The organism is Muricoccus vinaceus, assembly GCF_042433125.1.
Lineage (GTDB): Bacteria > Pseudomonadota > Alphaproteobacteria > Acetobacterales > Acetobacteraceae > Roseomonas > Roseomonas vinacea.
The window spans coordinates 18,715-43,609 of record NZ_JBHLVZ010000076.1 but is presented as its reverse complement, the minus strand read 5'-3'; the positions used below and the strand labels follow the sequence as shown (position 1 = coordinate 43,609).

Sequence of the window (24,895 nt, the reverse complement as noted above, 5' to 3'; positions counted from 1 at the left end):
GGAAGCGGAGAAAAACCGGGAAAGATGCAGGAGCCGGACCGGCTGGACAGGATGATCCTTTCCGTTCTGCAAAGGGAAGGGCGGATCTCCAACCTCGAACTGGCCGAACGCGTCGGCCTTTCCCCGACCGCCACCAGCGAGCGGATGCGGCGCCTCGTGAGGGAGGGGCTGGTGACCGGCTTCGGGGCGCGCCTGGATCCGCACCGCCTCGGCTTCGGGCTGCTGGTTTTCGTGGAGGTGCTGCTGGACAAGACCACGCCCGATGTCTTCGACCGGTTCGCCGCCGCGGTGAACCGCGCCCCCGAGGTGCTGGAGTGCCACATGGTGGCGGGTGGCTTCGACTACCTGGTGAAGACGCGGGTGCGGGACATGGCGGCGTATCGCGACTTCCTCGGCAAGGTGTTGCTCGGCCTGCCCGGCGTGCGGGAGACGCGCACTTATGCCGTGATGGAGGAGGTAAAGACGGACGGGCCGCTGCCGCTCTGGGTTCTGCGGATACCTGCCGGAGGGGCAGGACGGCGGCGTCGCGGGCGCAGGAGCCTGGAACAGCGGCACCCGGTCCGGTGGCGCTGGCCTTGGGAGTGCCCGTCGAGCGGGTGCTTGCAGGCGAGGGACGGGCTGGGCCGGCGTAACACCCGTGCGGCGTTCCGGCGGACCAGCCCTGCACTCGCGTCCGCCGAGCCCGCTTCCACCCGCCGCATGGTCCGGCCGGTGTTCCGCACCACGGCCCGCGCGTCCTTGCCCAGACACCCGGCACGGCGCATTCGGCGGTCGTGGGTCCCTATGGTGTCCCGAACAGCCGGCTGCCATGGACCCAGCCAGTGGGGCCCGAGGCATCTCCCACTTCGTACCATCCCCCCGGCGCGGTCCCGTAGACGGTGACGCCGGTGCCGGCCCGCAGCACGCCGATGGCGGCCCCCCGGCCATCGGGACTGCTCCGGAGGGTGCCGGGCAGGCGCGACGTCACGGTATCGCCCTGGCGCGCGCTGCCAGGGCCGGGCCTCTCCGCAGGAGGTGAGGGGCCAGTTTCGGGCGCTGAGGGCGTGGCTGGCCGCCCCTGCGGCGTTTCCTGCCGCCGCAGGATCTCGTCGTCGCGGGCAGGGGATGGCGGGTTGACCCCACCGGCCGGTGCACCCCCACCCTCGCGGCAGCGGTTCGCGGCCTCGATCGTCACGCGGGTGGCACCCTCGCCCGTGGTGGCGAGCATCGGCGTGACGGTGCCGCCCTCGTTCACGTCGTCCCAGTAGGTGACCACCGCGACGAAGGGCGTGAAGGAGCCGGGCGCGGGCCCGATCCGCACCTGTCCGCAGACCGCCACAACACGCGGCGTGGCTTGCTGAAAGGCCACGACGGCCCGAAAGGCCACGGGGTCATGCGACACTTCCCGGATCGTGTCCTCGGCTGCCCGCTGGGCCGCTGCACGCCGGTCCGCAGGGCGCTCCGCGGCCTTGCTTTCGCAGCCGCCGAAAAGCAGCAGGCCCGCCAGTAGCCAATGGCGCATTGCTTTCCCCCAACAGTCGGTTCACCCCGGCGCGGCCAGGGCCGCCGCGTATAGGGCCTCGTGGCCGTTCAAGCCACTCTCGCGGCCGTTCAGCCGCCGGGTCACGCGGGGACGCCGCCCCTGCCGGCAGGTTCGCACGCTCTCCCGACCGTCCGGCAGGCAGCCGGCGAGACCCGCCGGGACGAGGGCCCGCCTACCGTGGGATCACTCCGTTCCGCCGGTATGTTTCGAGGCAGGATTCCGTTTCCTGCGCCCTCACCAGCGCCCCATCGATGCTGAGGGAACGCCTCGGCCAGGAATACGCGTCCTCTGCCGCGGCACCCTGCATCCGGCAGCGGTAGCGGGCCTCCTCGGCTGAGGCGGGCCGACGAACGCCGAGCTCTGGCGGCGCCGCGTCCCGTGCGCACCCCGCGAGGAGAAGCACGAGATAGGGCGCGTGTTTCGCGACCCGCCGAAGCCTGGACATGGGTTCGCCTCCCAGATCCTGCCGCTCTGATCCCCTCTGAACTCGGTCATGGGCGGCGAGGGCAGTGACTACAAAACCTCTCATCGTAGGCACCGACTTTCAATGCGGATGCACGCTTATCTGGATGATGGAAACGAGGAGTTCAGAACCGATGATCTCCGACGAGCGCCTGACGACCGTGTATCTGCAGGATGATCGGGCGGACCTGGACACTCATGCCCCCATGAGCCCCGGTGCATCCTTGCTGTTTATCCTGGGTGTCTTCATGGCGCTCTGGGCCTGCATCTACGTGGCGGTGCGTGCCTGGCTGGGATGAGTGCAAGGGCCGGGCGACGATGATCAGAAATCGGCGCTCCGGCCGACAAGGCAGGTGGCGCGCGTTCCGCCGCGCGCATGCGTGTTTCAGACCTGGTCGCTGACAACGGCAACAAGGGCCGGGCTGGCGGGGCGGCCTGGGATCATGGCCGGTGACCAGCCGCCGAGGTGTCGGGCGGTGGATGTGCCGCTCGATGACCGTTCGTCGCTGACAACGAGGCAACGCCGATCAGGCCGCGGAGCGTCCTGATCTCTCCGGTTCTTTGCACCAATCCCGCCCCGGATCCGGGAAACGGGTTCCCAAAGGGGGCCGCGACGGTTCAGGAAGGCCCGGGAGGGAAGAAGAGTGGTGTCCCCGACGGGATTCGAACCCATGGCCCCGGGATTAGGAATCCCGTGCTCTATCCTGCTGAGCTACGGAGACACGCCCTCTTACTCTAGCGCCCCGCCTGCTCTCGGCAAAGTCCCGCGTCCCTCTTGAGCCGCTCCCCGAACAGGCCTCCACTCCCCTTCATGCCGCAAGATTCCCGCCTCGACCCCGAGATGTCCGCCTTCACCGAGATGATGGCAGCCCGCGCCGCCGACTTCCCGGCCCCACCGCTGCAGCGCCCTCTGGATGCCGCCCGCGCCGCAAACGACGCCCTGAACATGACCCTCTTCACCGAGGAGCCGAAGGTCGCGGAAAGCACCGAGCGCTGGCTCACCATCCGCGGCCGCCGCCTGCTCTGCCGCCTGCACCGCCCCGCAACCGACAGGCTCCTCCCGGTGCTCGTCTACCTCCATGGCGGCGGCTGGGTCTGGAACAGCATCGACACGCACGACCCCCTCGCGCGCTCCTACGCCGCCGCCAGCGGCTGCGCCGTCCTGCTTCCGGACTACGCCCTGAGCCCCGAGGCCGCCTTTCCCCAGGCGCTGGAGGAGGTCGCGGCCATCACGCGGTGGCTGGCGGGGCAGGGGGGCGAATGGGGCATCGATCCCGCCCGCATCGTGCTGGGCGGCGATTCCGCCGGCGCGAACCTGGCACTCGGCGCCGCCCTTCTGCTGCGCCAATCCGATCCCGGCCTGGCCCTCCGTGGCCTCCTCCTGAACTACGGCGTCTACGACGACCGCATGAACACCGGCAGCTACGGGGAATTCGCCGATGGCTACGGGCTGACGGCCGAGAAGATGCGCTTCTACTGGGACTGCTACGCCCCCGGCCCGGCTGACCGCCTTTCGCCCTTCGCGGCGCCGCTCCGCGCCGACCTCCGGGGCCTGCCGCCCTGCCTGGTGCAGATCGCCGAGCTGGATGTCCTGTCCGACGAAAACCGCGCCATGGCGCGGGCGCTCCGCGCCGCCGGCGTGGCCGTGGAGGAGGAAACCTTCCCGGGCACGGTCCACGGCTTCCTGCGCGCCCGTAGCCACGTCGCCGCCGCCCGCCGCGCCATCGCCGCCGGGTCGGAGTGGCTCGCGCGCACCGCCTGAACCGGAGCCACGGGTTCCTAGTGTTCTTCCACGCCACTCGAATGCGTAGCCTGAGTTGGCGAGGTAGTTCCGGCACTCGGCTGGGGTAAAGGTGTCGAGCAGGCGCCCGGTGGTGGTCCGGAGGGCCTCGCGGGTGCGGGCGGCTGCCTTGCGAAGCAGCGCCTTCAGCCTAGCGAAGGCTTGCTCGATCGGGTTCAGACCCGGGCTGTAGGGTGGCAGGTAGAGCAGGCTGGTGCCGGTAACGGACCGGCCGATAAGCAAACCGCTACACGAAGACGTTCATTGCCCTCCGCTCGTCTCAATAAATATACCGAAGCCCATAAATTGGATGATGGAGGAGTGGCGAGATGTGGGAAGTGATATGCGCCATCGAAGCTCTGGTCCTTCTCGCGCTTGCTGCTCTCGTTGTGATTTACTGGGGAGAACTAAGACACGAAACCCAAGCAGCGCAGTCTTCTCGCTCCTACTTCTCTCCTCTGATGGGTTTGGAAGCACTTCCGAAAGCCGCTAGCCATGCGCCCGTGCGCGTCCGCTGCATGCTTTTGGAGATCGAAGCTCACGTACCCCGCGGGCACTTGGCCAAACCTGCTTCCGTTTCCATTCAACGGAGGCGAGCATTGCCCACACACCGCCTGGAAATTTAAAGCTTTTCCGATCGACTCTAAAGCCGCGCTTGACTCGGGGAGATAGTACCACCCCCTCGACTGGGTTGACGATGCGGAAACCAGCCTCGGTGTTCTAACGGTAGCGTCGCATCAACCGTCCGGGTCTGAGTCAGTCTGAAATGCTCTAACGCCGCCGGAACCGCTCCACCGCGGAAACCAGCGCCGTCCGGACCCCTGGCTCCAGGGCCGAATGCCCGGCATCCGGCACCACCGTCAGCCGCGCCATCGGCCAGGCCTCCGCCAGCTCGAAGGCGGAGGTCGGCGGGCACACCATGTCGTAGCGGCCCTGCACGATCTCGGCGCCCACATGCGCCAGCCGGTGCATCCCCGCCAGCAGGCCCTCGGGCGGCAGGAACAGCTTGTGCGCGAAGTAGTGCGCCTCGATCCGCGCGAGGCCGAGCGCCGAGCGGTCCTGCGCGAAGGAGGCCACCGTTTCCGGGCTCGGCAGCAGCGTGCTGCACAGCCCTTCGTAGTTGCTCCAGGACCGCGCCGCCGCCATGTGGACGGAAGGCTCCGGATCCGTCAGCCGCCTGAGATAAGCCCCCAGAAGGTCGCCCCGCTCCTCCGCCGGCACGTGCTCCGCGAAGGAGGCCCAGGCATCGGGAAATACCCGCTTCAGCCCGTAGAGGAACCAGTCCACCTCGTCGTCGCGGCCCAGGAACACCCCGCGCAACACGCAGCCCGCCACCCGGTCCGGATGCGCCTGGGCATAGGCCAGCGCCAGGGTCGATCCCCAGGAGCCGCCGAACAGCAGCCACCGGTCGATGCCGAGGAACCGGCGCAGCGTCTCGATGTCCTGCACCAGGTGCGGCGTCGAGTTCTCCCGGAGCTCCCCCAGCGGCCGCGAGCGCCCGGCGCCCCGCTGGTCGAAGATCACCACCCGCCAGTGCTGGGGATCGAAGAAGCGCCGGTGAACCGCCCCGGCCCCGGCTCCGGGCCCCCCGTGCAGGAAGAGAACCGGCTGCCCCCGGGGGTTGCCCACCTGCTCCCAGTACATGACGTGCGAGGGCCCCCCCGCCGTCCCGTGCCCGGAATGGGAAAGCGGCAGGAGCCCCGTCTCATAGGGCGCGATATCGGGGAAAAGGTCGCCACGCGGCATGGCCCCCTCTTTGCCAGGGCGAACGGGGCCAGTGCAACGGGTCGCCCGCCCCGCGGCACGCGTTTTCCCTTGCACGCTGCCCCTTCGCTTGCGCACCCCGCGCGCCTAACTAGGGAGCGATGTCACGCCCCACCCCCGGCCCGTTCCACGCCGCCCGCAACGGCCCGCAGCCCGGGCCCCGCGCCGGCGCCGCGCGCCCGGCCGACATCCGATGCGCCGTTTGCGGCACCAGCAGCCGCCAGACCCGCTTCCGCCCCATGCCGCCTGAAGGCGCGCCGGACCTCGATCTCCGCCCGGGCGAGCCGCTGCGCAGCACCATGGCCGCCTGGCTCCAGCAATGCCCCCATTGCGGCTACGTCGCCCCGGAGATCGCCCATGCCCACCCGGCGGCGATCGAGGCCGTGGGCACCGCCCCGTTCCGTGCCCTGATCGCGGACAGCACCCACCCGCCGCTGTCCCGCCGCTTTCTCGCCTATGCCTATGTGCTGGAGGAAACCGGCGCCCTGCACGCGGCGGCCGAGGCCACCCTCCAGGCCGCCTGGGCCGCCGACGACGCCCGCAAGCCCGACCTCGCCCGCGCCTGGCGCGGCGACGCCGTCGCCCTCTGGCGCGCCGGCCCGCCGCTGGATGCCGAGCAGACCGTGCGCGTGGTGGACGCCCTCCGCCGGGCCGAGGCCTTCGACGACGCCGCCAACACCGCCGGCCAGCTGGCCGCCAGCCACCCGCCCGAGGCCGTGGCCGGGGTGATCGCGCTGGAGCAGCGCCTGATCGCGCTGGAGGATTCGGGCCGCCACACCGTGGCCAGCGCCCTGCCACCTCCGTCGCGCCGCCCCCATGCCAGCCACGGCAGCATCGCCCGCCGCAGCACGGGGCCGGGCTTATGGGAACGTCTGCGCCGCCTCTGGCGCCGGTCCTAGCGGGCGGAAACCTCCGCCAGCGACCGCCCCAGGAACACCGTGCCCGCCACCGGCGTGTCGTAATAGGCAGGCACCGGCACGAAGCCCGCGCTGTGGTAAAGCGCGATTGCGGCGGCCATGAAGGGCAGGGTGTCCAGCCGCATCTCCCGGTAGCCGATGCGGGCCCCTTCCAGCAGCACGGCCTTCACCAGCGCCCGCCCGAGCCCCATGCCGCGCCCGGCGGGCGAGACATAAAGGCGCTTCATCTCGCAGCAGCCATCCGCCGCCATCGGGCGCAGCGCCGCGCATCCCAGCACCTCCCCCGCCGGCCCGCGCGCGAGAAGAAGCGCCCCGGGCGGCGGCGCATAGCGGCCCGGCAGCCCCGCCACCTCCTCCTCGAAGCCTTGATAGCCCAGGTCGACGCCGAGGGACGCCGCATAGGCACGGAAAAGCCCGGCCACGTCCGCCAGGTCGGCGCCGGTTGCCACGGGCGCGATCCGGAAGGGCGCGGCCAGGGGCGGCGAGGGAACGGCCGGAACCGTGCCCCAGCCGGATCGGAGGGAAAGAATGGCATCCCGCATCCCGGGAAAGGCGGTGAACCCCGCCTCGCCGCTGAGGTGCCCTCCGCCCGGCACGATCTCGAGCGGCGCGTCCAGGCGGGTCGCCATCTCCTGCGAGCGGAACAAGGGAACATAGGGATCGTCACTTCCGGCCCAGCAACGGGCCGCACGCCCCTTCCGCGCACGGATGGCCACCCAGTCGAACGGCGCGGCGAAGAACGAGCGGTTGATCGGATCGTAATCGGGCAGGCCGAGCGCGCCGACAAAGCCTGCCGCCAGGAAAAGGCCGGCGAGCGGCTCCACGGACCGCTCAACCAGGCGGAGCGCGAAGGCGGCACCGAGGCTATGCCCGACAAGGGCGGTGGGGGCGGAGGCCAGGGGCTTCACCGTCCGGTCGAAGGCATCGAGCCAGGCCGCGAGGGATTGCCCGCCCGGGGTGGGGAAGCGGGGACGCACCACGTCCACCCCCTCGGCCTCCAGCGCCGCATGAAGCCACGGAAACCAGTTGGTGTCCGGCCCGCCACGCGCGCCGTGCAGGATGACCACCCTGAACGGCACCTCGCCTTCCGCCATTGCCCGACTCCCCTGCGATCCCCGGCGCGGTTGAACCAGCTCGCGGGCGGGTGCCGCAGCCCGCCCAGGCCGCTGGGCGGCATCGGCGGGGCGCCCGGCCCGGTTCTTCGCGCGGCATTGGGAACCCGCCGCCGGGCATGGGCAAGCCCGCCCCTTGCGGCATGGCGCCCCCATGGAATATGTTATGTTATAACGTAGTTTATGGAGCGCCCGATGCAGCGCCGTGCCTTTCTCGCCACCACCTTCTCCCTCCCCGCGCTCGGCGGGGCGGCCGGCCGGGCCCTGGCGCAGGGCAGCCTTCCGGCGGTCGCCACCTTCTCCATCCTCGGCGACCTGATCCGCCAGGTTGCCGGCAACCGCGCCCTGGCCCTGAACGTGCTCGTCGGCCCGGACGGCGACGCCCACGACTTCCAGCCACGCCCATCGGACGCCGAGCGCCTCCGCGGCGCAGCCCTGCTGGTCCGCAACGGCCTGGGCTTCGACGATTGGCTGGGCCGCCTCACCAGCGCCGCCGGCTTCGCCGGCACCACCGTCACGGCCAGCGACGGTGTTCCCATCCGCGCCTCCGAGGGCGGGCACAGCCATTCCCACGGCGGCGGCGCCGGCCGCCGCCGGCCGCACGCCGTCGAACCCGCCCGCACCCCGGACCCCCATGCCTGGGGCAACCCGGCCAATGCCCGCATCTACGTCCGCAACATCGCCGCAGGCCTCTCCGCCGCCGACCCGGCCAGCGCCGCGCTCTACGCCCGCAACGCGGCCGCCTACGATGCCCGCCTCGCGGCGCTGGACGCCGAGACCCGCGCCGCCTTCGCCGCCATCCCCGAGGCCCGCCGCAAGGTCCTCACCAGCCATGACGCCTTCGGCTACTTCGGCGACGCCTACGGCATCACCTTTCTCGCGCCGCAGGGCATCAACACCCATTCCGAGCCCTCGGCCTCCGACATCGCCGACCTCATCCGCCAGGTCCGCGCCCAGGGCATCACCGCCGTCTTCGTCGAGAACATGGCCAACCCCACCATGCTCGAGCGCCTGTCGCGCGAGGCCGGCGTCCGCGTCGGCGGCCGCCTCTACTCCGACGCCCTTTCCCCGCCCGGCGGCCCCGCGCCCAGCTACGAGGCCCTGATCCGCCACAACACCGGCCTGATCCTCGCGGCCATCAAGGGTGCCGCCTGATGCGCATTCCCGCCCTCGCCGCCGCCCTGCTGCTCGCCGCCCTTCCGGCCATGGCCCAGGTCACCGCCACCCCGGCCTCCACCGGCGGCGTGAACCTTTATCCCCAGATCGCGGGCGAGGCCGACCTCCGGCTCTTCTCCCTGTCCACCACCTCCGCGACCGACCGCCGCCAGCGCGGCACCAACATCTTCGCCCGCGGCGAGATCGCGACCGGCCTCTTCCTTTCGCCGGAGTGGTCGATCCAGAACGTCATCCACATCGAGCCCGTGGGCGAAACCGAGCCGAATGGCGGCACGGCCGCCTTCCGCTACCAGGCCGCCTATATCGAGGAACTCCGCCTCGACTGGCGCCCGACCCAGCGCCTGTCCCTTTACGGCGGCAAGTTCTCCGCCCCCTTCGGCCGCGGCCACCACGACTTCCCGGGCCTGCTGCTCGACGTGCGCGCGCACGAGGTCTATCTGATCCGGGAAAGCCTGGGCTTCGGCGGCACCGCCACCGTGATCTCCGACGCCCGCTTCGGCGAGCACGACATCTCCGCCGCCGTGTTCGGCTTCGACACGAGCTTCCTCAGCGAAACCGCCTTCACCCGCGAGCGCTGCTGCGAGCGCGACTTCGAGCGCTTCTCCCGCAACACCCGCCGCCAGGGCGGCGCGGGCAACACCGGCCAGATGGACAGCTTCGTTCTCGCCATCGACGGCGACAAGATGCCCTTCCTGCCCAACACCTCCTACCACCTGTCCCTGCTCTCGCGCGGCACGGGGGTGGACGGCACCAAGCGCGAGACCGGCCTCGCCGCCGGGCTGCGCCACGAGATCACCTGGAACCGCGACCTCCGCACCCTGCTCTTCGCCGAGTTCGTCCAGTTCCGCGGTGCCGGCGGCAACCCGCGGGAGGCGGGCCCGGAAATCCTGGACGACTTCGGCGGCAGCACCGGCCGCTTCGACGAGGTGACGGCCAGCGAGCGACGCCGCTTCACCACCGTGGGCGCCCAGACCCGCTCCGGCCCCTGGCGCGCCACGATCGGCCTCCAGCGCGACGAGCGGAAGCGGACCGAGAACCCCGTGCCCCGCGCGACCTATGCGGAGGTGTCCGTCGGCCGGGACCTGCCCCTAAACTTCCGCCTGGACGTCGGCTACCAGCACACGGTCGGCGGCGAAGCGAAGGACGACAAGCAGGACGCCGTCATCGCCGTCCTCGGCTGGCGCGCGCGCTTCTGAACGGCGGCGCGCGGCGGGGCACTTCCCACCCGCCCGCGCCGCCCCAGGTGAGAGGGCAACCCCTGGAGTTCCTCCATGCCCATCATCGCCTCCTTCGCCCTGTCCCTGACGGGCCTCAGCATCGGCATCCCGCTCGGCACCGCCCTGGCCGCCGGCTTCGTCGTCGGCCGCAAGGTCCTGCGGGGGATGCGCTGATGTTCCCGAACCCCTTCCGCCCCGCCCGCACCGCGCTTCTCGGCCTTCACGCCGCGGGCGTCGTCGCCACCCACATCATGGCCGGCGCGGTGCTCGGCGCCCTCGGCGTCGCCGCCGTGGCCGCCATGGTCGGCAAACGCGTGGCCGAGGCGCAGCAGCACCCGCCGCTCGGCGACCGATCCCTCAGCGAATAGGCGGCGCGTAGAGGATCCCGCCCCGGTTCCACAGGTCGTTCAGCCCGCGCTTCAGCCCGACCGGCGTGTTCACCCCGACATGCCGCTCGAAGATCTCGCCGTAGTTGCCCACGGCGCGGATGGCGTTGAAGGCCCAGCGCCGGTCCAGGCTCATGGAAAGCCCGAAATCCCCGCTCACGCCCAGCAGCCGCCGGATGTCGGGGTTCGGGCTTTCCAGCATCGCCTCCGCATTGGCCTGGGTGACGCCCAGCTCCTCCGCCAGGATCAGCGCGTAGACCGTCCAGCGCATCACGTCGTACCACTGCGCGTCGCCCTTGCGCACGGCGGGCGCCAGCGGCTCCTTGCTGATGATGTCGGGCAGGATCACGTGCTCCTCCGGATTGGAGAAGGAGGAGCGGAAGCCCGCGAGCTGGCTCGCATCCAGCGTGTAGCTGTCGCAGCGGCCGGAGGCGTAGGCCTTGCGCGCGTCCTCGTTGCTCTCGAACACCAGCGGGCGGATGGGAAGCCGGTTGGTGCGGGCCCAGTCCGCCAGGTTCAGCTCGTTGGTCGATCCCGCGGTCACGCAGATCGTGGCGCCACCGAGCTGCCCCGCCCGCTCCACCCCCGCGGCGCGGCGCACGATGAAGCCCTGCCCGTCATGGAAGGTGATCGGCCCGAACTGCAGCCCCGACCCGGCCTCGCGCCCCATGGTCCAGGTGAAGGTGCGCGCCACGATGTCCACCTGCCCCGATTGCAGCGACGGAATGCGGGACTGGCTGGTCAGCACGGTGAACCGCACGCGGGAGGGATCGCCCAGCACCGCCGCCGCGATGGCCCGGCAGAAATCCGGGTCCATCCCCCGGTGCTCCCCCCGGCTGTCCGGCACGCCGAAGCCGGGCGAGCCCGGGTTGGCCCCGCAATCGAGGAAGCCCTTGCTCCGGATGTTGGCGATGGTCGGCCCCGCCGAAACCTGCGCCGACGCCAGCCCCGGCAGCATGGCCGCCGCCACCGCCAGCGCCGTTCCGATCCAGCCGCCCCTGATCGCCATGCCGCCCCATCCCCTTCGCGCCGGTGCCGCGCACCGGATCACCGCGACAGGTCAAGCAAAGCACAAGCCAGCCGCGGGCCGCAGCGGGATCGGAGGGATCAGCGGAGTGCCGCGCAGAACGCCTGGATGCGCGCCAGCCCCTCCCGCAGGCTGTCCGTGTCCAGCGCATAGGAAATCCGGAGGTGCGGGCTCATCCCATAGGCCGCCCCCTGCACCGTCCCCACCCGCGCCTCCTCCAGCAGCGCCAGGGCGAGGTCGGTGTCCGTGCCGATCAGCCGCCCCCCCTGGCTGGTCCGCCCGATGCAGCCCGACATGTCCGGGAACAGGTAGAAGGCCCCCTCGGGCTTGTGGCACCGCACCCCCGGCGCCGCGTTCAGCATCTCCACCGCCAGGTCCCGCCGGATGCGGAAGGACTCCGCCCGCTCGGTCACCAGCGCCTGCGGCCCGTCCAGCGCCGCCGCCGCCGCCGCCTGGCTGATGGGCGAGGCCCCGCTCGTGGACTGGCCCTGCATGTTGGTCATGCCCCGGATCAGCGCCCGCGGCCCGCCGCAATACCCGATCCGCCACCCCGTCATCGCATAGGTCTTGGAAACGCCGTTCACCGTCAGCACGCGGTCCCGCAGCGCCGGCTCCACCTCGGCGATCGTGCAGAACTCCACCCCGTCGTAGAGAAGGTGCTCGTACATGTCGTCCGTCAGCACCATCACCCCGGGGTGGCGCAGCATGACATCCGCGATCGCCCGCATCTCGGCGCGCGAGCAGGCGGCACCCGTCGGGTTGTTCGGGAAGTTCAGCATCACCCAGCGCGTGCGCGGCGTGATCGCGGCCTCCAGGTTCTCCGGCCGCAGCTTGAATCCGTTCTCCTGCGGACAGTCCACCGGAACGGGCACGCCGCCCGCCAGCACGGCCATGTCGGCGTAGCTGATCCAGAAGGGGCGGGGGATCACCACCTCGTCCCCGGGGTTCAGGGTCGCCATCATGGCGTTGTAGAGAACCTGCTTCCCCCCGTTGCAGACCAGGATCTCGTCGGGCGCGTAGTCCAGCCCGTTCTCGCGCCGGAACTTCCGCCGGATCGCCTCCTTCAGCGCGGGCGTCCCCGCGATCGGCGGATACTTGGTCTGCCCCTCCAGCGCCGCCCGGTGCGCCGCCTCGATCGCGTGCGGCGGCGTCGGAAAGTCCGGCTGCCCCTGCGACAGCCCGATCACCCGCTCGCCCGTCGCTGCCAGCTCCCGCGCCCGCTGCGTCATGGTGGCCGAGGCCGAGGGCGCGACCTGATCGAGGCGGCGGGACAACGTGATCATGGGGGAGGGGGCCTCATCCGGTACCGGCGCGCATAGGAAGCCTCACGGCCCTGCCCCGCAACCCGCGCGCCTCCCCACCGGCCCGGGCATCTGCTAACCCAGCCCCATGGCCCGCATCTGGATCGCGGCCGGCGCCCTCGCCGGCCTGCTCGCCGTCGCCCTTTCCGCCTGGGCCGCCCACGGCCTCGCGCTGGACGCGGCCCGCACCCGCATGATCGACAACGCCCTGACGCAGCAGGGCTGGCACGCCCTCGCCCTCGTGGCCGCCGGCATCCTGGCGGAGCGCTGGGGGGGCTGGGCGATCAACGGGGCAGGGGCCGCCTTCCTGCTCGGCATGATCCTGTTCTGCGGCGCCGTCTGGACCGTGGCCCTCACCGGCCGCAGCCTCGGCGTGGCGCCGGCCGGCGGAATGCTCCTGATGCTCGGCTGGCTCCTCCTCCTGGTCGCCGCCGTCCTCCACCGCGCATGATCCGCGCGGCCTATCTGGCGGCCGAGGGTTTCGAGCCCGAACTCGCCGAGGACCTCCGCCGCGCCGGCCGCCACATCGAAGCCTGGCACGGCCCGCTCGCCCTTTCCCCCGACCCGCCGCCCGAGGCCCCCAACGCCACGCCCTGGTCGCTCGACACCTGGACCGACCCGCGCGAGATTCCGGTCGCCTCCATCAAGACCGCCGCCAACGCCCTGCGCGCGGTCCAGCGCAACTGGGCCCTGCTGGACGTCGCCCACCACCGCCGCGCCGCCCTGATCCGGGACGCCCTGCCGCCGCTGCGCCCCAGGCCCATCGCCTTTCCCCAGCCGCGCCCCACCTCGCATCTCGGCGCCTGGACCCTGCTGGCGCCGGACCGGATGCTCGCCAGCCCCACCAAGAGCAGCCCCTTCGTCAACGGCGCCCCGGTCTTCGTCGAGGATCGCGAAGGTCCCCCCAGCCGCGCCTACCTCAAGCTCTGGGACGCGCTCACCCGCATCAACCGCTGGCCCGCCCCGGGCGAGGCCTGCCTCGACCTCGGCGCCGTGCCCGGCGGCTGGAGCTGGGCGCTCGCCGAACTCGGTGCCGCCGTCACCGCCGTGGACAAGGCCGAGATGGACCCCGGCGTCGCCGCCCGCCCCAACGTTTCCGTCCGCCGCGAGAGCGCCTTCGGCCTCGACCCCTATCCGGTGGACTGGCTCTTCTCCGACATCATCTGCTACCCCGCCCGCCTGCTCGGCCTGGTGCGCCGCTGGATGGAGGCGGGCGCGGCCCGCAACATCTTGGTCACCCTGAAGTTCCAGGCCGAGACCGACCACGACACCGCCGCCGCCTTCGCCGCCATTCCCGGCGGCGCCCTGTTCCACGGCGCCCACAACAAGCACGAGCTGATGTTCGCCTGGCCCGCCTCCGCCCCGGACCGCGCTGCCTCCGGCATCGCACCCGCCTAGGGAAGCCCGCCCCGCCCGGCCGGGACGTGCCTGGCCCGGCAAAGGCGGCACGGCGACGGCAAGTTCTGCCGGCGGGATGGCATCAACCGACCGCGCACCGAGGCTCCTCGCCGGGCCGGTCGTGAACAGCCGCGGCAGCCACACCGCCGCCGAACTCCAGGCCAGCACGGCACAGGGCCGCATGGGCACCCCGGCCGGCGCCCGATCCCGCGCCCCGTCGCGGCACCCCCGCCAGCCGCGGCATTCCCCTTGCGTAATGACCTGCGCCCCGCTCTCGCGGAGCCGCGCCCGGACTTGCCGGGTGCGCCACATTCAAGGAGGGAAACGTGTTGTGCAGGTCTCATCGGCCACCGGCGCGCAAGCGCAGGACATGGCCAGGCAGATGCGGGAGCGGAACTTCTCCCGCGCTGACCGGGACGGCGATGGCGGACTCAGCCTGAACGAGTTCGCCGCCCTGGGGCCCACCACCGGCGCACCGACGGCGGATCCCGCCGAGGTGAAGGCAGTGGCTACCCTTTCGGCGGCGGTGTTCGACCGGGTGGACGCCAACGGCGATGGAACCGTCACCGAGGCGGAGCTGGAGGCAACAAGCCCCGGCGGTCCGCTTCAGGCGGCGGCCCTCGCCTCTGCCACCATGTCCGCGCTGCTCTCGGGGCAGGAAGCCTCGGGCAGCCGGTTGAGCGGCCTCGCGGCCGCTCGGAAAGATGGGAACATCATCGCCGGCCCGGCCGAACCCCCGGCCGCGCTGGCGGAGGCACTGGATAAATACCTCCAATTCGGTGCGGGCCAGCCTTCCGCCGATCCTCCGGCGGGCGGTTGATGCATCGGGCCGGCCGGCAAAACGCCGCCGTTCCGTTGGAGGCCCCGTTGGAGGCCCCGTTGGAGGCCCCGTTGGAGGCAATGCCGCCACCGGCTACCATCCCCCGCGTACCACCATGGGGAATTGCTGGATGCGCGCCTGTTTCGTCGATGCCGGGGGCGCCCTGGCGGATGTCATGGAAAAGCTGCTCCGCCCCGCCGACATGCCGGTCACGGTGAACCGCAACCCCGACATCAAGCCGGCCGAGCTCCCCACCGTGCTCGCCGGGCACGCGATCGCCATCATCGACCACACCCACCTGCCGACGGAGATCGCAAGGCAGATCCCCGGACTGAAGCACGTCGTCTTCCTCGGCACCGGCGCCCGCTCCTACATGAACCCGGAGGAGCTCGAGGCCGAGTGCGGCATCCAGGTCCACATCATCAAGGGCTATGGCGACACCGCGGTGGCGGAGATGGCCTTCGCCCTGATGTGGGCCGCGGCCAAGGGCCTGGCGGGCATGGACCGCGGCGTGCGCGCCGGTGCTTGGCCCCGCACCGACGGCATCGAGCTGACCCGCAAGACCGTGGGGCTGATCGGCTATGGCGGCATCGGCGCGGAGATGGCGCGCCTGTGCAACGGCGCGGGCATGCGGGTGCTGGCCTGGAACCGCACGCCGAGGGACGCGAAGGGCGTCGAGTTCACCTCGCTCGACACCCTGCTGGCCGAAAGCCAGGTGGTCTCGCTCCACCTTCTCCTGAACGACGAGACGCGGGGCTTCGTGTCGGCGGACCTGATCGCGAAGATGCGCCCCGGCGCCATCTTCGTGAACACCGCGCGCGGCGCCATCACGGACGAGGCGGCCCTGGCCCGCGCGGCCGAGGCCGGCGCCATACGCCTCGCGCTCGATGTCTATGCCGAGGAGCCGCTGCCCCCCGGCCACGTCCTGTCCAAGGTCGAGAACGCGACGCTGGCCGCCCATTCCGCCTTCCGCACGCCGGAGGCCAGCGACAACCTCATCGAGGCCTCGCTGGAACACTGCCGCCGCATCGCGCGCGAAGGCTAGGGCGACGCGGATCAGGCCGAAGGGGAGAGGGCCGCCGCCTGCGCGGCCTGCTCCTCCACCGCCCGCGCGAAGGCCCCGGCCCCCGGCCAGCCCGTGATCCGCCCCATGCGCCGGCTGCCGCGGAACACGAAGAAGGCGGGCACCCCGTGCAGCCCGAAGCGGTTCGCCATCTCCGGGTCGTCATAGACATTGGCGTGCAGCCAGCGCACCGCGGGCCAGCGGAACCGGTCCGGCGAAACCAGGATCGCGCGCTTGGCCGCGTCGCAGTTCGGGCAGTTGAGCCCCCAAAGGAACAGCACCGTCACGGGCGGCGCGCCGGGCTCGCCCAGCACGGCATCGAGCGCCTCGCTTCGGACGGCCTGCATGGGGAAGCGGGCAAAGAATTCGGGAACGGTGCTGTCGGACATGCCCGCCTATGTCAGGGCGGGGCACCACTTCCTCAAGGCGCGTCCGCCCCGATCGGCACGGGCGCGCTCCGCAGCGGCATGGCGCCCTTCCAGCCACCCTCCCGTGCCGCCCAGGCCCGCGTGAACTCGGCGCCGAGCAGGAACACCTGCGCGGAGTAATAGACCCAGATCAGCACCACCACGAGCGCGCCCGCCGCGCCGTAGCTCTCGGCCATGCCGCTGCCGCCGATGTACCAGCCGATCACCGTCTTCCCGAGGGTGAACAGGAAGGCGGTGATCAGCGCGCCCACCCCGACGTCCCGCCAGCTCAGCACGCGGTCGGGCAGGATCTTGTAGATCGCGCCGAACAGCACCGCGACCAGCCCCACGCTGACCAGGAAGTTCAGCGCCTTCAGCAGGATCTCAACCACCGGCAGAAAACCCGTGATCCATCCTCCGAAGGCCGAAAGCACGGCGCTGACCAGCAGCGACACCAGCAGCAGGAAGCCCGTGGCCCCCACCAGCCCGATCGAGAGCGCCCGCGCCCGGACCAGCGCGCCCACCGAGACCGGCTTGGCCTCCGCCTGCCAGATGACGTTCAGCGCCCCCTGCAGCTCCGCGAAAACACCCGAGGCGGTGATCAGCAGGATGCCGAAGCCGATCAGCGCCGCGATGCCCTTGCTGCTGGCTTCGTCCGAGCTGCCTTTCATCATCGCCTCGATGGCCTGCCCGCCCTCGCGCCCGACCAGCCCGGTGAGCTGGCCCGACACGGCCTCGCTCACCATGTCGCGCCCGAAGAAGAAGCCGGCGATGGCGACGGACACCACCAGCAGCGGCGCGATGGAGAACAGCGTGTAGCAGGCGATCGCCGCCCCCCGCGTCATCGCCTCGTGCTCCACGAAGCCCGAAACGGCGTCCTTGATCAGCCTCCAGGCCCTACCGAACATGCATCCCGCCCTGCGCTGTCTGCGCTGCCGCTACAAGGCTGCCCGTGGCGGCTGGTTTCAGTAGGACTTCGGCAGCCCCAGAACCTTCTCGGCGATGTGGCACAGGATCAACTGCGGGCTCACCGGCGCGATCCGGCAGATCATCACCTCCCGCAGGAAGCGCTCCACATGGTATTCCTGCGCGTAGCCGAAGCCGCCATGCGTCATCACGGCCTGCTGGCAGGCGCGCAGCGCCGCCTCGGCCGCCAGGTATTTCCCGGCATTGGCCTGCGCCCCGCAATCCATCCCCCGGTCGTAGCGCCAGGCGGCCTGGCGCACCATCAGCCCCGCCGCCTCCAGCTCCATCCAGTTCTCGGCCAGCGGGTGCTGGATGCCCTGGTTCTGCCCGATTGGCCGCCCGAAGACCCGCCGCTCCTTCGCATAGGCCGTGGCCCGCGCCAGCGCCGCCCGCCCCAGCCCCAGCGCCTCGGAGGCGATCAGGATCCGCTCGGGGTTCAGGCCATGGAGGATGCAGGCGAAGCCCTGCCCCTCCTCCCCGATCCGGTCCTCCTCCGGCACCTCCAGCCCGTCGATGAACATCTGGTTCGAATCGACGGCCTTCCTTCCCATCTTCCCGATCTCGCGCACCGTCACCCGGGCGCGGTCCAGCGTGGTGTAGAACAGGCTCAGGCCCTCGGTCCGCCGCCGCACCTGCTCCAGCGGCGTGGTCCGCGCCAGGATCAGCATCTTCTCCGCCACCTGCGCGGTGGAGATCCAGACCTTCTCCCCGTGGATCACGTAGCGGTCGCCCCGCCGCTCCGCCCGCGTGCGCAGCTGCGTGGTGTCCAGCCCCGCATCCGGCTCCGTCACCGCGAAGCAGGCGCGCTCCCGCCCCTGCACCAGCGGCGGCAGCATCCGCCGCTTCTGCGCCTCCGTGCCGAACACCACCACCGGGTTCAGCCCGAAGATGTTCATGTGCACGGCCGAGGCGCCCGACATGCCCGCCCCGGATTCCGAGATCGCCTGCATCATCACCGCCGCCTCGGTGATGCCGAGCCCCGCGCCCCCGTATTCCTCGGGAATGCAGATCCCCAGCCACCCATCCGCCGCCAGCGCCTGGTGCAGCTCCACCGGAAACCCGCCCTCTCGGTCCCGTTGCAGCCAGTATTCATCGGGAAAGCGCGCGCAGATGCGCGACACCGCCTCCCGCAGCGCCTCGATCTCCGGCGTTTCGGCAAAATCCATGGGCGCTTCCTTCCCCGCGGCCGCGTCCCTTGACCGCGCGGCCGCCCCTGGCCCATCCCGGCACGAACCATCCCCGGAGGCAACGCCATGACCCCCTCGAGCCGACGCGCCCTCCTGGCCGCCACCCTCGCCCTGCCGGCCCTGCCCGCGGCGGCGCAGGAGAACTGGCCCGGCCGCCCCGTCCGCTTCCTCGTGCCCTTCCCCCCGGGCCAGGCCAGCGACACCATCACCCGCCTCCTCGCCGAGGCGCTGTCCGCCAGGTGGCCCCAGCGCGTGGTGGTGGAGAACCGCGCGGGCGGCGCGGGCGTTGTCGGCACCGAGGCCGGCGCCCGCGCGGCGCCCGACGGCTACACGGTGCTCGTCTCCACCAGCGGCACGCACGGCATCAATCCCAGCGTCATCCGCAACCTGCCCTACGACGCCGAGCGCGACTTCGCCTATGTCACCACCGTGTTCACCGTGCCGCTGGTGATCGTGGCGCACCCCTCCTTCGCGCCGGCCGACGTGCCCGCGCTTATAGCGGCCGCCAAGGCCGATCCCGGCGGCATCAACTACGGCAGCGGCGGGCCGGGCACCTCCCAGCACATGTCGGCGGAACTCTTCGCCTCCCGCGCCGGCATCCGCCTCACGCACGTGCCCTATCGCGGCAGCGGCCCGGCCATGGCGGACCTGCTGGCCGGCAACATCCCCACCATGTTCGACAGCGTCGCCAGCGCCCTGCCGCATGTCCGTGCCGGCCGCATCAAGGCAATCGGCGTCACCTCCGCCGGGCGCGCCACCCAGATGCCGGAGGTCCCGGCCATCGCCGAGACCCTGCCAGGCTACGAGGCCATCGGCTGGGCCGGCCTCTGCGTTCCCGCCGGCACGCCCGCCCCCATCATCGCCCGCATCAACGCCGACGCCACCGCCCTGCTGCGCGATCCCGCCTTCGCCGCCCGCATGGTGTCCATGGGCGGCACCCCGGCGCCCCAGACCCCGGACGAGGCCACCGCCTTTGTTCGCACCGAGATCGCCAAGTGGCGCGAGGTGGCGCAGAACGCCAACGTCCGGCTGGAAGGTTAGGCGCCGCCCGCCGCGAGGGTGGCGGCCGGCAGGGCAGGGGCCGCGCCGCCGGCGGACGCGACAAGCGCCTCCACCACCGCGCCGCCATCGCCCGAGGCAAGGCTCGCCGCCACATAGTGGTCCGGCCGCAGCAGCAGCGCCCGTCCCGCATAGGGCGCCATCGCCGCGGCAAAGGGCCCGCCCTCCACCTCCGCGACGCAAGCCACCCCGCCAGCCACCGGCATGGCAGTGCCGGAGGGCACCACCAGCACCCGCAGGGCACCCAGCCGCTCCAGGGCACCCCGGTCCGGCCGCATCAGCGCGCCCGGGTCCTCCCCCCGCGCCAGCAGCACGAAGCGGTTCCCCAGCACCTCGTCCAGCAGCATCTCCCGCCCGTCGGCGAGCCGGACCCGCGGCTGCGGCAGCAGCCGCCCCACCAGGGAAGCCCGCCCCAGGCCGTCCGGCACCAGGAAGCCCTCGTGAAAGCGCGGCGGCGGCTTGTAGCGCATCTGCGCCACGTAATCCCGCGCCGGCGGCCAGATGTTGAGCGCGAGGAAGGCCCCCTGCGTCAGCGCCGCGTGCAGGCGGCTGCGCGGCGCCATCACCTGCCCCATGCGCAGCGCCAGCCGCACCATCTGCCAGATGTGGTCGCGCCGCTCCCGCTCGTAGCTGTCCAGCAGCGCGGGCCCCAGCCGCCCCTCCAGCACCGCCGCCAGCTTCCAGGCCAGGTTCTGCGCATCCCGGATGCCGCTGTTCATGCCCTGCCCCGCGAAAGGCGGCGTCAGATGCGCCGCGTCCCCCGCCAGGAACACCCGCCCGAAGCGCCAGCGCGGCGCCACGCGCGCGTGGAAGCGATAAACCACCTTCCGCCGCAGCGTCGCCCGCCGGTCCGCGCCGTGGTCGCGGAGCAGCCTTTCCACCATCTCCGGCGCCAGCAGGTCCTCGTCCGTCTCGCCCGGCAGCAGCTTGAACTCGAAGCGCCGCGTGCGGTCCGGCCCCGGCAGCGTGATGCAGGGGCGGCGGCGGTCGCAGAACACCTCCGTGTGCGCCGTCGTGTTCTCGTTGTTCTCCAGATCCAGGATCAGCCAGCGCTCGTCGAAGGTGGTGCCCTCCAGCGCCACGCCCTGCGCCTCCCGCACCCGGCTCGCGGCGCCGTCGCAGCCGACCAGGTAGTCGCAGGTCACCGCCGCCGCGGTCCCGTCCGGCCCCTCCAGCGAGAGCGACACCCGCGCCGCGTCCTGGGCATAGTCCAGCAGCCGCCACCCGAACCGCGCCTCCACGCCGGAGAAGCGCCCCAGCGCGTCCCGCAACTGCCCCTCCAGCACCGGCTGGCGGAAGGCGTTGCGCCGGGGATAGCCGTAGGGCCGCCCGGTGGGCTCCACCCGCGCGAAGCGGATGCGCCGCCCCGCGACCGGCCGCGTGTAGTAGTGCGACCCATAGCCCGCGACGACGCCGCCCAGCACCGTCTCCACCACCCCGGCCGCCTGCATGGCCCGCAGCGATTCGTCGTCGATGGAAACCGCTCTCGGCTCCTGCACGGTGGTCGCGTTGCGCTCCACCAGCAGCACCCCCACCCCGAGCCGCCCGAGCAGGTTCGCCAGCGTCAGCCCGATCGGTCCCGCACCGATCACCGCCACGGGATAATGGCGCGCCGCTTCCATCGCCGCTTCCTTTCTCAGCCGCGCAGGATGCCGCGGCCCCAGGAATTCAGCGTGTGCTCCTCGTGCGGCCAATCCATCGGCGCGCGATCGCGCACCACCTCCAGTTCGGCGCTGATCTCGATCCAGTTGCCGTCCGGGTCCTCGATGAAAACAAACAGGTTGTTGCCCGGCCCGTGCCGCCCGGGGCCCCAGATCACGCGGATGCGCCGCTCGCCCATGCGGTCGCACCAGTCCTTGATCAGCGACCAGTCCCCGGCCTCGTAGCTGTGATGGTCGATCCCCTGCCGGCTGTGGCGGAAGCAGGCGAGGGTGTGGTGCTCGTGATTGGAGCGCATCCAGCAGGTCTGCACCGCCCCCACGGCGTCGCGGACATAGTCGCTCGTGAGAAAGCCGAGCGTGCCCACGTAGAAATCCTCGATCGCCTCCGGATCGGGCGTGGCCAGGGTCAGGTGCTGCAACGGCCCTGGCAGCCCAGCACGCCGCACCTCCCCGCGGCTCAGCCCGAAAACGACGAGATTGCCGTCCGGGTCGCGCACGCCGAAGGCCTCCGCGCCGAAGAGCGGGCTGGGAGAGGGGTGGATGTGCGCCCCGTGCCCCTCGGCGCGGGCCCTGATGGCCGCCAGCCCTTCCGCGTCCCGGCAGGCAAAGGCGCAGTAGCCGAGCCTGCGTTCCTCCCCTTCCGCGAACAGCACCTGCCGCCCCGGGCCTTCCGCAATCCAGCCGCCCTCCACCGGGCGCGCCGCCATGTCCAGCGCATCGGCGTAGAAGCCCGCGAGCTTCGCGGGGTCGCCGCTCAGCATCTGCATGTGGTGCAGGTAGGCACCCGCGCTGACGGCCGTGGACATGCCCGTTCCCCCTCGTTCACCCACACAGTGTGAGAAAGGGCCAAATCAAGTCAAAGCAATTTTCCCATATTGTGCGAAATCAGTTGTAGTGTTCGATGGGCAGCCCGGCTGCCGTGCTCTGCCCCATGGCTCTCTCGATCCCCCTGGCCGCGGCCACGAGGACGGGTACCAGCCGCGGCACCGCCGCCTGCTCCGCCGCCGGAATCACGAAGCTCAGGCTACCCAGCACCCGCCGCCCCTCGTCCAGGATCGGCATGGCGATCCCGGTTCGTCCCGCATCCAGTTCCGCATGGCTGACCTCGTGCCCCGCTCGCCGGATCCGCCCGAGCGCGCTCCGGAACCCCGCCCAGTCCGCCCCGAGTCCGCTCGCCGCGATCTCGGCCCGGTGGGTCTCGAAGATCCGCCGCACCTCCCGCGAGGGCAGCCAGGCCAGGATCACCTTCGAGGTCGCGCCACGGAACAGCGGCATCGGACGCCCCCGCTCGTAGCTGAGCGCATCGCCCGCCTGCCGTCCGGCCACCTGCTGCATGCACAGCACCGTTTCGCCGAACAGGCGGCACAGCAGCACGGTGCTTCCCGCCGGGGCCAGGCGCAGGATCTCCTCCATCACGGGCCGGGAGGCCTGCAGCAGCGGGTCGGTCAACTGGATCTGCCGGTCGTACTGGATAAAGGCCGGGCCCAGCACATAGGCGCCGCCGCCAGCCCCCGTCAGCAGCCCGGCTTCCGTCAGCACGGCGACATAGCGGTAGGCGCTGCTGGCCGAAACGCCCAGCGCCGCCGCCAGCCGCTCCACCGTCCAGGCCGGCCGCTCCAGGGTGAACAGCTTCAGCACGCTGATGGTGCGGTCCGGACCCGCCATGGGGACGCCTCATGCCCTTGGCCGCGCGCCCGGGCGGGCGGGCCGGCGCTCCGCTCCATCCATAGGCCATGCCGCCATCCCCCGGCAAAGCGCCGGCGCCACGCCACTCATGGCCGCGCCACCAGACGATACGGAAAGACGTGCCGCATCCGAATCAAGATGCGTCCGGGGATCGCCACCCGGCGTTATCAGCTTAACTAACATATCTTAAGAACTTGCCGATGGCAGAGGGGCCCCGTGGACCGGACGAGCGCAGACGAAGCGGACCCCCGCGACACCCTTCCCGAACGGGACTTCCAGGGCCAGGGCGATCAGCAGAGCAGCGGCGTTCCCGCCAGGGGCGAGCTGGAGGGCGAAACCCTCCCGCCCACCGGCGGGCCCGGCCTGCGGCACTGGCAGGAAGCCACCATCTCCCGCCCCGGCCTGGACGAACGCGGCAACATCTTCTTCGCCGCCGTCGAGATGACGCGCATGCCGATGGTGCTGACCGATCCCAACCTGCCGGACAACCCCATCGTCTTCGCCAACCGCGCCTTCCAGGACCTGACCGGCTACGCGGAGGCCGAGATCATCGGCCGCAACTGCCGCTTCCTCCAGGGGGCCCAGACAGACCGCGAGAAGGTCTCGGAACTGCGCGAGGGAATCGCCCAGGGTCACGCCGTTTCGGTGGAGCTGCTCAATTACAAGCGGGACGGCACGCCCTTCTGGAACGGCGTCTATCTCGCACCCGTGCACGACGACTCCGGCCGGCTGATCTATTTCTTCGCCTCCCAGCTCGACGTGACGCGCCGCCGCACCTCGGAACAGGCCTTCCGGCAGGCGCAGAAGATGGAGTCCATCGGCCAGCTCACCGCGGGCCTGGCGCATGACTTCAACAACCTGCTGCTGGTGGCGGCGGGGAACCTCGAGATCCTTCGCGCCCGCCTGAACGACCGGAACCTGCAGCGCTATGCCGACCGCATGGGCCAGGCGCTCGAACGCGGCGCCCGCCTGACCAAGCAGCTCCTCGCCTTCGCCCGCAAGACCCACCTGGACCCGAGACCCGTCAACCTCACCGCCCTGGTCAACGACTTCGGCGACATGCTGGAAAGCACGGTGGGCAACCGGGTCGAGCTGCAGTTCAACCTGCGCCGGCGCCTGCCCTCCACCCTGGTGGACCCCGTGCACCTCGAGATGGCGCTGCTGAACGTCGTGATCAACGCGCGCGACGCCATGCCCTCGGGCGGCGCCATGACCATTTCCACCTCCGTCATGCCGTCCGAAGACGGGGCGTCCGAGACCGGATTCCTCGTGCTCGGCGTCACCGACGAGGGCAGCGGCATGCCCGCCCACATCCGTGAGCGCGCGACGGAACCCTTCTTCACCACCAAGGGCGTGGGCAAGGGCACCGGGCTCGGGCTCGCCATGGTGCAGGGCTTCGTCCAGCAGTCCCGCGGCCGCCTGGAGATCGAGAGCGAGGAAGGGCGCGGCACCACCATCCGCATGCTCTTCCCCGCCGCGCCCAGCCAGGTGGAGGCCATCGCGCCTTCCGCACGCCCGCGCCAGACCGAGGCGCAGAAGGCGCGCTCGGGGGAAACCATCCTGATCGTCGATGACAGCGAGGACGTGCTGACGCTGGCGATGGAGCACCTGGGCATCCTCGGCTACCGCATCCTTTCCGCCCGCAGCGCCGACGAGGCGCTGGACCTGCTGGACCATCCGGAAAACCAGAGCATCGACCTGCTTTTCACGGACATCCTGATGCCAGGCAGCGTCAACGGCATCGTCCTGGCCGAGCAGGTCCGCCGGCGCGTGCCCGGCGTCGCCGTGCTCTTCACCACCGGCTACAACGAGGACCTTGTGGCAGAGGCCCCGCGCACGGCGTCGATGGATGTGCTGGGCAAGCCCTATCTGCGCGCGGAGCTGACCGATCGCGTGCGCGCGGCGCTCGACCAGCGCTCTGTGCCGGTCGTCGCCCGGCCCCCCCGCGAGGACCGCGGCCCCCGGCACGAGGCATGATGCGGCG

General features: G+C 71.5%; 24 protein-coding genes, 1 tRNA gene and 1 pseudogene. 13 read left to right on the top strand and 13 right to left on the bottom strand.

Annotation, left to right across the window (positions count from 1 at the left end; translation table 11 throughout):
- The first annotated feature begins 24 nt into the window (after nucleotides 1-24).
- Nucleotides 25-882 (top strand): Lrp/AsnC ligand binding domain-containing protein, encoded by an 858-nt coding sequence (locus tag ACFFIC_RS30090; protein WP_456306962.1) that lies wholly within the window; start codon nucleotides 25-27, stop codon nucleotides 880-882.
- Here ACFFIC_RS30090 and ACFFIC_RS21590 read toward each other — a convergent pair.
- A complete protein-coding gene (locus ACFFIC_RS21590) occupies nucleotides 782-1,501 on the bottom strand; it encodes an SH3 domain-containing protein (protein ID WP_377054213.1) in 720 nt (239 codons plus the stop codon). The genes ACFFIC_RS30090 and ACFFIC_RS21590 overlap by 101 nt on opposite strands.
- Before the next feature lie 617 nt (nucleotides 1,502-2,118).
- Here ACFFIC_RS21590 and ACFFIC_RS21585 point away from each other — a divergent pair.
- On the top strand, nucleotides 2,119-2,283 hold the full coding sequence (locus ACFFIC_RS21585) for a hypothetical protein (protein ID WP_377054211.1): 165 nt from the start codon (nucleotides 2,119-2,121) through the stop codon (nucleotides 2,281-2,283).
- A 346-nt stretch (nucleotides 2,284-2,629) separates the two neighbouring features.
- Here ACFFIC_RS21585 and ACFFIC_RS21580 read toward each other — a convergent pair.
- Nucleotides 2,630-2,706 (bottom strand) — tRNA-Arg (locus tag ACFFIC_RS21580).
- 89 nt (nucleotides 2,707-2,795) lie between these two features.
- Here ACFFIC_RS21580 and ACFFIC_RS21575 point away from each other — a divergent pair.
- Nucleotides 2,796-3,746: an alpha/beta hydrolase gene (locus ACFFIC_RS21575; protein ID WP_377054209.1), complete on the top strand. Its 951-nt coding sequence runs from the start codon at nucleotides 2,796-2,798 to the stop codon at nucleotides 3,744-3,746.
- Nucleotides 3,747-3,791: 45 nt separating this feature from the next.
- On the opposite strand, the pseudogene ACFFIC_RS21570 reads toward ACFFIC_RS21575, so the two are convergent.
- Both ACFFIC_RS21570 and pip read right to left on the bottom strand, forming a co-directional pair.
- Nucleotides 3,792-3,983 (bottom strand): annotated as a pseudogene (locus ACFFIC_RS21570) (transposase); the annotation flags it as partial.
- Between the two features lie 552 nt (nucleotides 3,984-4,535).
- A complete protein-coding gene (gene pip / locus ACFFIC_RS21565) occupies nucleotides 4,536-5,510 on the bottom strand; it encodes a prolyl aminopeptidase (protein WP_377054207.1) in 975 nt (324 codons plus the stop codon).
- 119 nt (nucleotides 5,511-5,629) lie between these two features.
- Between pip and ACFFIC_RS21560 the strand changes: the two genes are divergently transcribed.
- A complete protein-coding gene (locus ACFFIC_RS21560) occupies nucleotides 5,630-6,427 on the top strand; it encodes a hypothetical protein (protein WP_377054205.1) in 798 nt (265 codons plus the stop codon).
- On the opposite strand, the gene ACFFIC_RS21555 is transcribed toward ACFFIC_RS21560, so the two are convergent.
- Nucleotides 6,424-7,539, bottom strand: coding sequence for a GNAT family N-acetyltransferase (locus ACFFIC_RS21555; protein WP_377054203.1), 1,116 nt, complete (start codon nucleotides 7,537-7,539; stop codon nucleotides 6,424-6,426). The genes ACFFIC_RS21560 and ACFFIC_RS21555 overlap by 4 nt on opposite strands.
- A 213-nt stretch (nucleotides 7,540-7,752) precedes the next feature.
- Here ACFFIC_RS21555 and ACFFIC_RS21550 point away from each other — a divergent pair, with 213 nt between their 5' ends.
- The 3 genes from ACFFIC_RS21550 (at nucleotide 7,753) to ACFFIC_RS21540 (ending at nucleotide 10,318) form a co-directional block, all read left to right on the top strand.
- Nucleotides 7,753-8,712, top strand: coding sequence for a metal ABC transporter solute-binding protein, Zn/Mn family (locus ACFFIC_RS21550; protein ID WP_377054201.1), 960 nt, complete (start codon nucleotides 7,753-7,755; stop codon nucleotides 8,710-8,712).
- On the top strand, nucleotides 8,712-9,929 hold the full coding sequence (locus ACFFIC_RS21545) for a hypothetical protein (RefSeq protein WP_377054199.1): 1,218 nt from the start codon (nucleotides 8,712-8,714) through the stop codon (nucleotides 9,927-9,929). The genes ACFFIC_RS21550 and ACFFIC_RS21545 overlap by 1 nt, the downstream gene beginning before the upstream one ends.
- A 194-nt stretch (nucleotides 9,930-10,123) precedes the next feature.
- Nucleotides 10,124-10,318: a hypothetical protein gene (locus ACFFIC_RS21540; RefSeq protein ID WP_377054197.1), complete on the top strand. Its 195-nt coding sequence runs from the start codon at nucleotides 10,124-10,126 to the stop codon at nucleotides 10,316-10,318.
- Here the strand turns inward: ACFFIC_RS21540 and ACFFIC_RS21535 are convergent.
- Complete coding sequence (locus ACFFIC_RS21535; RefSeq protein WP_377054195.1) at nucleotides 10,308-11,345, bottom strand: amino acid ABC transporter substrate-binding protein; 1,038 nt, start codon at nucleotides 11,343-11,345, stop codon at nucleotides 10,308-10,310. The two genes, ACFFIC_RS21540 and ACFFIC_RS21535, sit on opposite strands and share 11 nt — an antisense overlap.
- A gap of 98 nt (nucleotides 11,346-11,443) precedes the next feature.
- Complete coding sequence (locus ACFFIC_RS21530) at nucleotides 11,444-12,646, bottom strand: pyridoxal phosphate-dependent aminotransferase (RefSeq protein WP_377054193.1); 1,203 nt, start codon at nucleotides 12,644-12,646, stop codon at nucleotides 11,444-11,446.
- Nucleotides 12,647-12,752: 106 nt separating this feature from the next.
- Here ACFFIC_RS21530 and ACFFIC_RS21525 point away from each other — a divergent pair, with 106 nt between their 5' ends.
- From ACFFIC_RS21525 to ACFFIC_RS21510, 4 genes are all read left to right on the top strand, one after another.
- Nucleotides 12,753-13,115 carry a DUF423 domain-containing protein gene (locus ACFFIC_RS21525; protein ID WP_377054191.1) on the top strand — a complete coding sequence of 121 codons (363 nt, stop codon included), beginning with the start codon at nucleotides 12,753-12,755 and terminating at the stop codon, nucleotides 13,113-13,115.
- Complete coding sequence (locus ACFFIC_RS21520; protein ID WP_377054189.1) at nucleotides 13,112-14,062, top strand: SAM-dependent methyltransferase; 951 nt, start codon at nucleotides 13,112-13,114, stop codon at nucleotides 14,060-14,062. Before ACFFIC_RS21525 ends, ACFFIC_RS21520 begins: the two co-directional genes overlap by 4 nt.
- Before the next feature lie 331 nt (nucleotides 14,063-14,393).
- The gene (locus ACFFIC_RS21515) at nucleotides 14,394-14,882 is read left to right on the top strand and encodes an EF-hand domain-containing protein (protein ID WP_377054187.1); all 489 of its coding nucleotides are present in this window, start codon (nucleotides 14,394-14,396) and stop codon (nucleotides 14,880-14,882) included.
- 130 nt (nucleotides 14,883-15,012) lie between these two features.
- The gene (locus ACFFIC_RS21510; RefSeq protein ID WP_377054185.1) at nucleotides 15,013-15,927 is read left to right on the top strand and encodes an NAD(P)-dependent oxidoreductase; all 915 of its coding nucleotides are present in this window, start codon (nucleotides 15,013-15,015) and stop codon (nucleotides 15,925-15,927) included.
- An 11-nt stretch (nucleotides 15,928-15,938) separates the two neighbouring features.
- Here ACFFIC_RS21510 and ACFFIC_RS21505 read toward each other — a convergent pair whose 3' ends face one another.
- Genes ACFFIC_RS21505 through ACFFIC_RS21495 form a run of 3 tightly spaced genes read right to left on the bottom strand, consistent with a single transcriptional unit; the run spans nucleotide 15,939 to nucleotide 18,484 of the window.
- The gene (locus ACFFIC_RS21505) at nucleotides 15,939-16,334 is read right to left on the bottom strand and encodes a thioredoxin family protein (RefSeq protein WP_377054183.1); all 396 of its coding nucleotides are present in this window, start codon (nucleotides 16,332-16,334) and stop codon (nucleotides 15,939-15,941) included.
- A 32-nt stretch (nucleotides 16,335-16,366) separates the two neighbouring features.
- Nucleotides 16,367-17,260: a YihY/virulence factor BrkB family protein gene (locus ACFFIC_RS21500; RefSeq protein WP_377054181.1), complete on the bottom strand. Its 894-nt coding sequence runs from the start codon at nucleotides 17,258-17,260 to the stop codon at nucleotides 16,367-16,369.
- A gap of 57 nt (nucleotides 17,261-17,317) precedes the next feature.
- Nucleotides 17,318-18,484 (bottom strand): acyl-CoA dehydrogenase family protein, encoded by a 1,167-nt coding sequence (locus tag ACFFIC_RS21495; RefSeq protein WP_377054179.1) that lies wholly within the window; start codon nucleotides 18,482-18,484, stop codon nucleotides 17,318-17,320.
- Nucleotides 18,485-18,571: 87 nt separating this feature from the next.
- Here ACFFIC_RS21495 and ACFFIC_RS21490 point away from each other — a divergent pair, with 87 nt between their 5' ends.
- A complete protein-coding gene (locus ACFFIC_RS21490) occupies nucleotides 18,572-19,546 on the top strand; it encodes a Bug family tripartite tricarboxylate transporter substrate binding protein (protein ID WP_377054177.1) in 975 nt (324 codons plus the stop codon).
- Here the strand turns inward: ACFFIC_RS21490 and ACFFIC_RS21485 are convergent.
- The 3 genes from ACFFIC_RS21485 to ACFFIC_RS21475 form a co-directional block, all read right to left on the bottom strand.
- A complete protein-coding gene (locus ACFFIC_RS21485) occupies nucleotides 19,543-21,186 on the bottom strand; it encodes a bifunctional 3-(3-hydroxy-phenyl)propionate/3-hydroxycinnamic acid hydroxylase (RefSeq protein ID WP_377054175.1) in 1,644 nt (547 codons plus the stop codon). The genes ACFFIC_RS21490 and ACFFIC_RS21485 overlap by 4 nt on opposite strands.
- A gap of 14 nt (nucleotides 21,187-21,200) precedes the next feature.
- Entirely contained in the window at nucleotides 21,201-22,031 is an 831-nt protein-coding gene (locus ACFFIC_RS21480) for a VOC family protein (RefSeq protein ID WP_377054173.1), read from the bottom strand.
- 79 nt (nucleotides 22,032-22,110) lie between these two features.
- The gene (locus ACFFIC_RS21475) at nucleotides 22,111-22,890 is read right to left on the bottom strand and encodes an IclR family transcriptional regulator (protein WP_377054171.1); all 780 of its coding nucleotides are present in this window, start codon (nucleotides 22,888-22,890) and stop codon (nucleotides 22,111-22,113) included.
- Nucleotides 22,891-23,127: 237 nt separating this feature from the next.
- Here ACFFIC_RS21475 and ACFFIC_RS21470 point away from each other — a divergent pair, with 237 nt between their 5' ends.
- Nucleotides 23,128-24,888 carry a PAS domain-containing protein gene (locus ACFFIC_RS21470; protein ID WP_377054169.1) on the top strand — a complete coding sequence of 587 codons (1,761 nt, stop codon included), beginning with the start codon at nucleotides 23,128-23,130 and terminating at the stop codon, nucleotides 24,886-24,888.
- Nucleotides 24,889-24,895: the final 7 nt, after the last annotated feature.

Excerpts from the sequence above, each read along its gene's own strand:
- ACFFIC_RS21490 (WP_377054177.1), top strand. The coding sequence starts at position 18,572 with ATGACCCCCTCGAGCCGACGCGCCCTCCTGGCCGCCACCCTCGCCCTG.
- ACFFIC_RS21495 (WP_377054179.1), bottom strand. The coding sequence starts at position 18,484 with ATGGATTTTGCCGAAACGCCGGAGATCGAGGCGCTGCGGGAGGCGGTG.
- ACFFIC_RS21590 (WP_377054213.1), bottom strand. The coding sequence starts at position 1,501 with ATGCGCCATTGGCTACTGGCGGGCCTGCTGCTTTTCGGCGGCTGCGAA.
- ACFFIC_RS21575 (WP_377054209.1), top strand. The coding sequence starts at position 2,796 with ATGCCGCAAGATTCCCGCCTCGACCCCGAGATGTCCGCCTTCACCGAG.
- ACFFIC_RS21485 (WP_377054175.1), bottom strand. The coding sequence starts at position 21,186 with ATGGAAGCGGCGCGCCATTATCCCGTGGCGGTGATCGGTGCGGGACCG.
- ACFFIC_RS21475 (WP_377054171.1), bottom strand. The coding sequence starts at position 22,890 with ATGGCGGGTCCGGACCGCACCATCAGCGTGCTGAAGCTGTTCACCCTG.
- ACFFIC_RS30090 (WP_456306962.1), top strand. The coding sequence starts at position 25 with ATGCAGGAGCCGGACCGGCTGGACAGGATGATCCTTTCCGTTCTGCAA.
- ACFFIC_RS21535 (WP_377054195.1), bottom strand. The coding sequence starts at position 11,345 with ATGGCGATCAGGGGCGGCTGGATCGGAACGGCGCTGGCGGTGGCGGCG.
- ACFFIC_RS21480 (WP_377054173.1), bottom strand. The coding sequence starts at position 22,031 with ATGTCCACGGCCGTCAGCGCGGGTGCCTACCTGCACCACATGCAGATG.
- ACFFIC_RS21520 (WP_377054189.1), top strand. The coding sequence starts at position 13,112 with ATGATCCGCGCGGCCTATCTGGCGGCCGAGGGTTTCGAGCCCGAACTC.
- ACFFIC_RS21530 (WP_377054193.1), bottom strand. The coding sequence starts at position 12,646 with ATGATCACGTTGTCCCGCCGCCTCGATCAGGTCGCGCCCTCGGCCTCG.
- ACFFIC_RS21560 (WP_377054205.1), top strand. The coding sequence starts at position 5,630 with ATGTCACGCCCCACCCCCGGCCCGTTCCACGCCGCCCGCAACGGCCCG.
- ACFFIC_RS21500 (WP_377054181.1), bottom strand. The coding sequence starts at position 17,260 with ATGTTCGGTAGGGCCTGGAGGCTGATCAAGGACGCCGTTTCGGGCTTC.
- ACFFIC_RS21505 (WP_377054183.1), bottom strand. The coding sequence starts at position 16,334 with ATGTCCGACAGCACCGTTCCCGAATTCTTTGCCCGCTTCCCCATGCAG.
- ACFFIC_RS21510 (WP_377054185.1), top strand. The coding sequence starts at position 15,013 with ATGCGCGCCTGTTTCGTCGATGCCGGGGGCGCCCTGGCGGATGTCATG.
- ACFFIC_RS21540 (WP_377054197.1), top strand. The coding sequence starts at position 10,124 with ATGTTCCCGAACCCCTTCCGCCCCGCCCGCACCGCGCTTCTCGGCCTT.
- ACFFIC_RS21525 (WP_377054191.1), top strand. The coding sequence starts at position 12,753 with ATGGCCCGCATCTGGATCGCGGCCGGCGCCCTCGCCGGCCTGCTCGCC.
- ACFFIC_RS21585 (WP_377054211.1), top strand. The coding sequence starts at position 2,119 with ATGATCTCCGACGAGCGCCTGACGACCGTGTATCTGCAGGATGATCGG.
- ACFFIC_RS21545 (WP_377054199.1), top strand. The coding sequence starts at position 8,712 with ATGCGCATTCCCGCCCTCGCCGCCGCCCTGCTGCTCGCCGCCCTTCCG.
- ACFFIC_RS21555 (WP_377054203.1), bottom strand. The coding sequence starts at position 7,539 with ATGGCGGAAGGCGAGGTGCCGTTCAGGGTGGTCATCCTGCACGGCGCG.
- ACFFIC_RS21550 (WP_377054201.1), top strand. The coding sequence starts at position 7,753 with ATGCAGCGCCGTGCCTTTCTCGCCACCACCTTCTCCCTCCCCGCGCTC.
- pip (WP_377054207.1), bottom strand. The coding sequence starts at position 5,510 with ATGCCGCGTGGCGACCTTTTCCCCGATATCGCGCCCTATGAGACGGGG.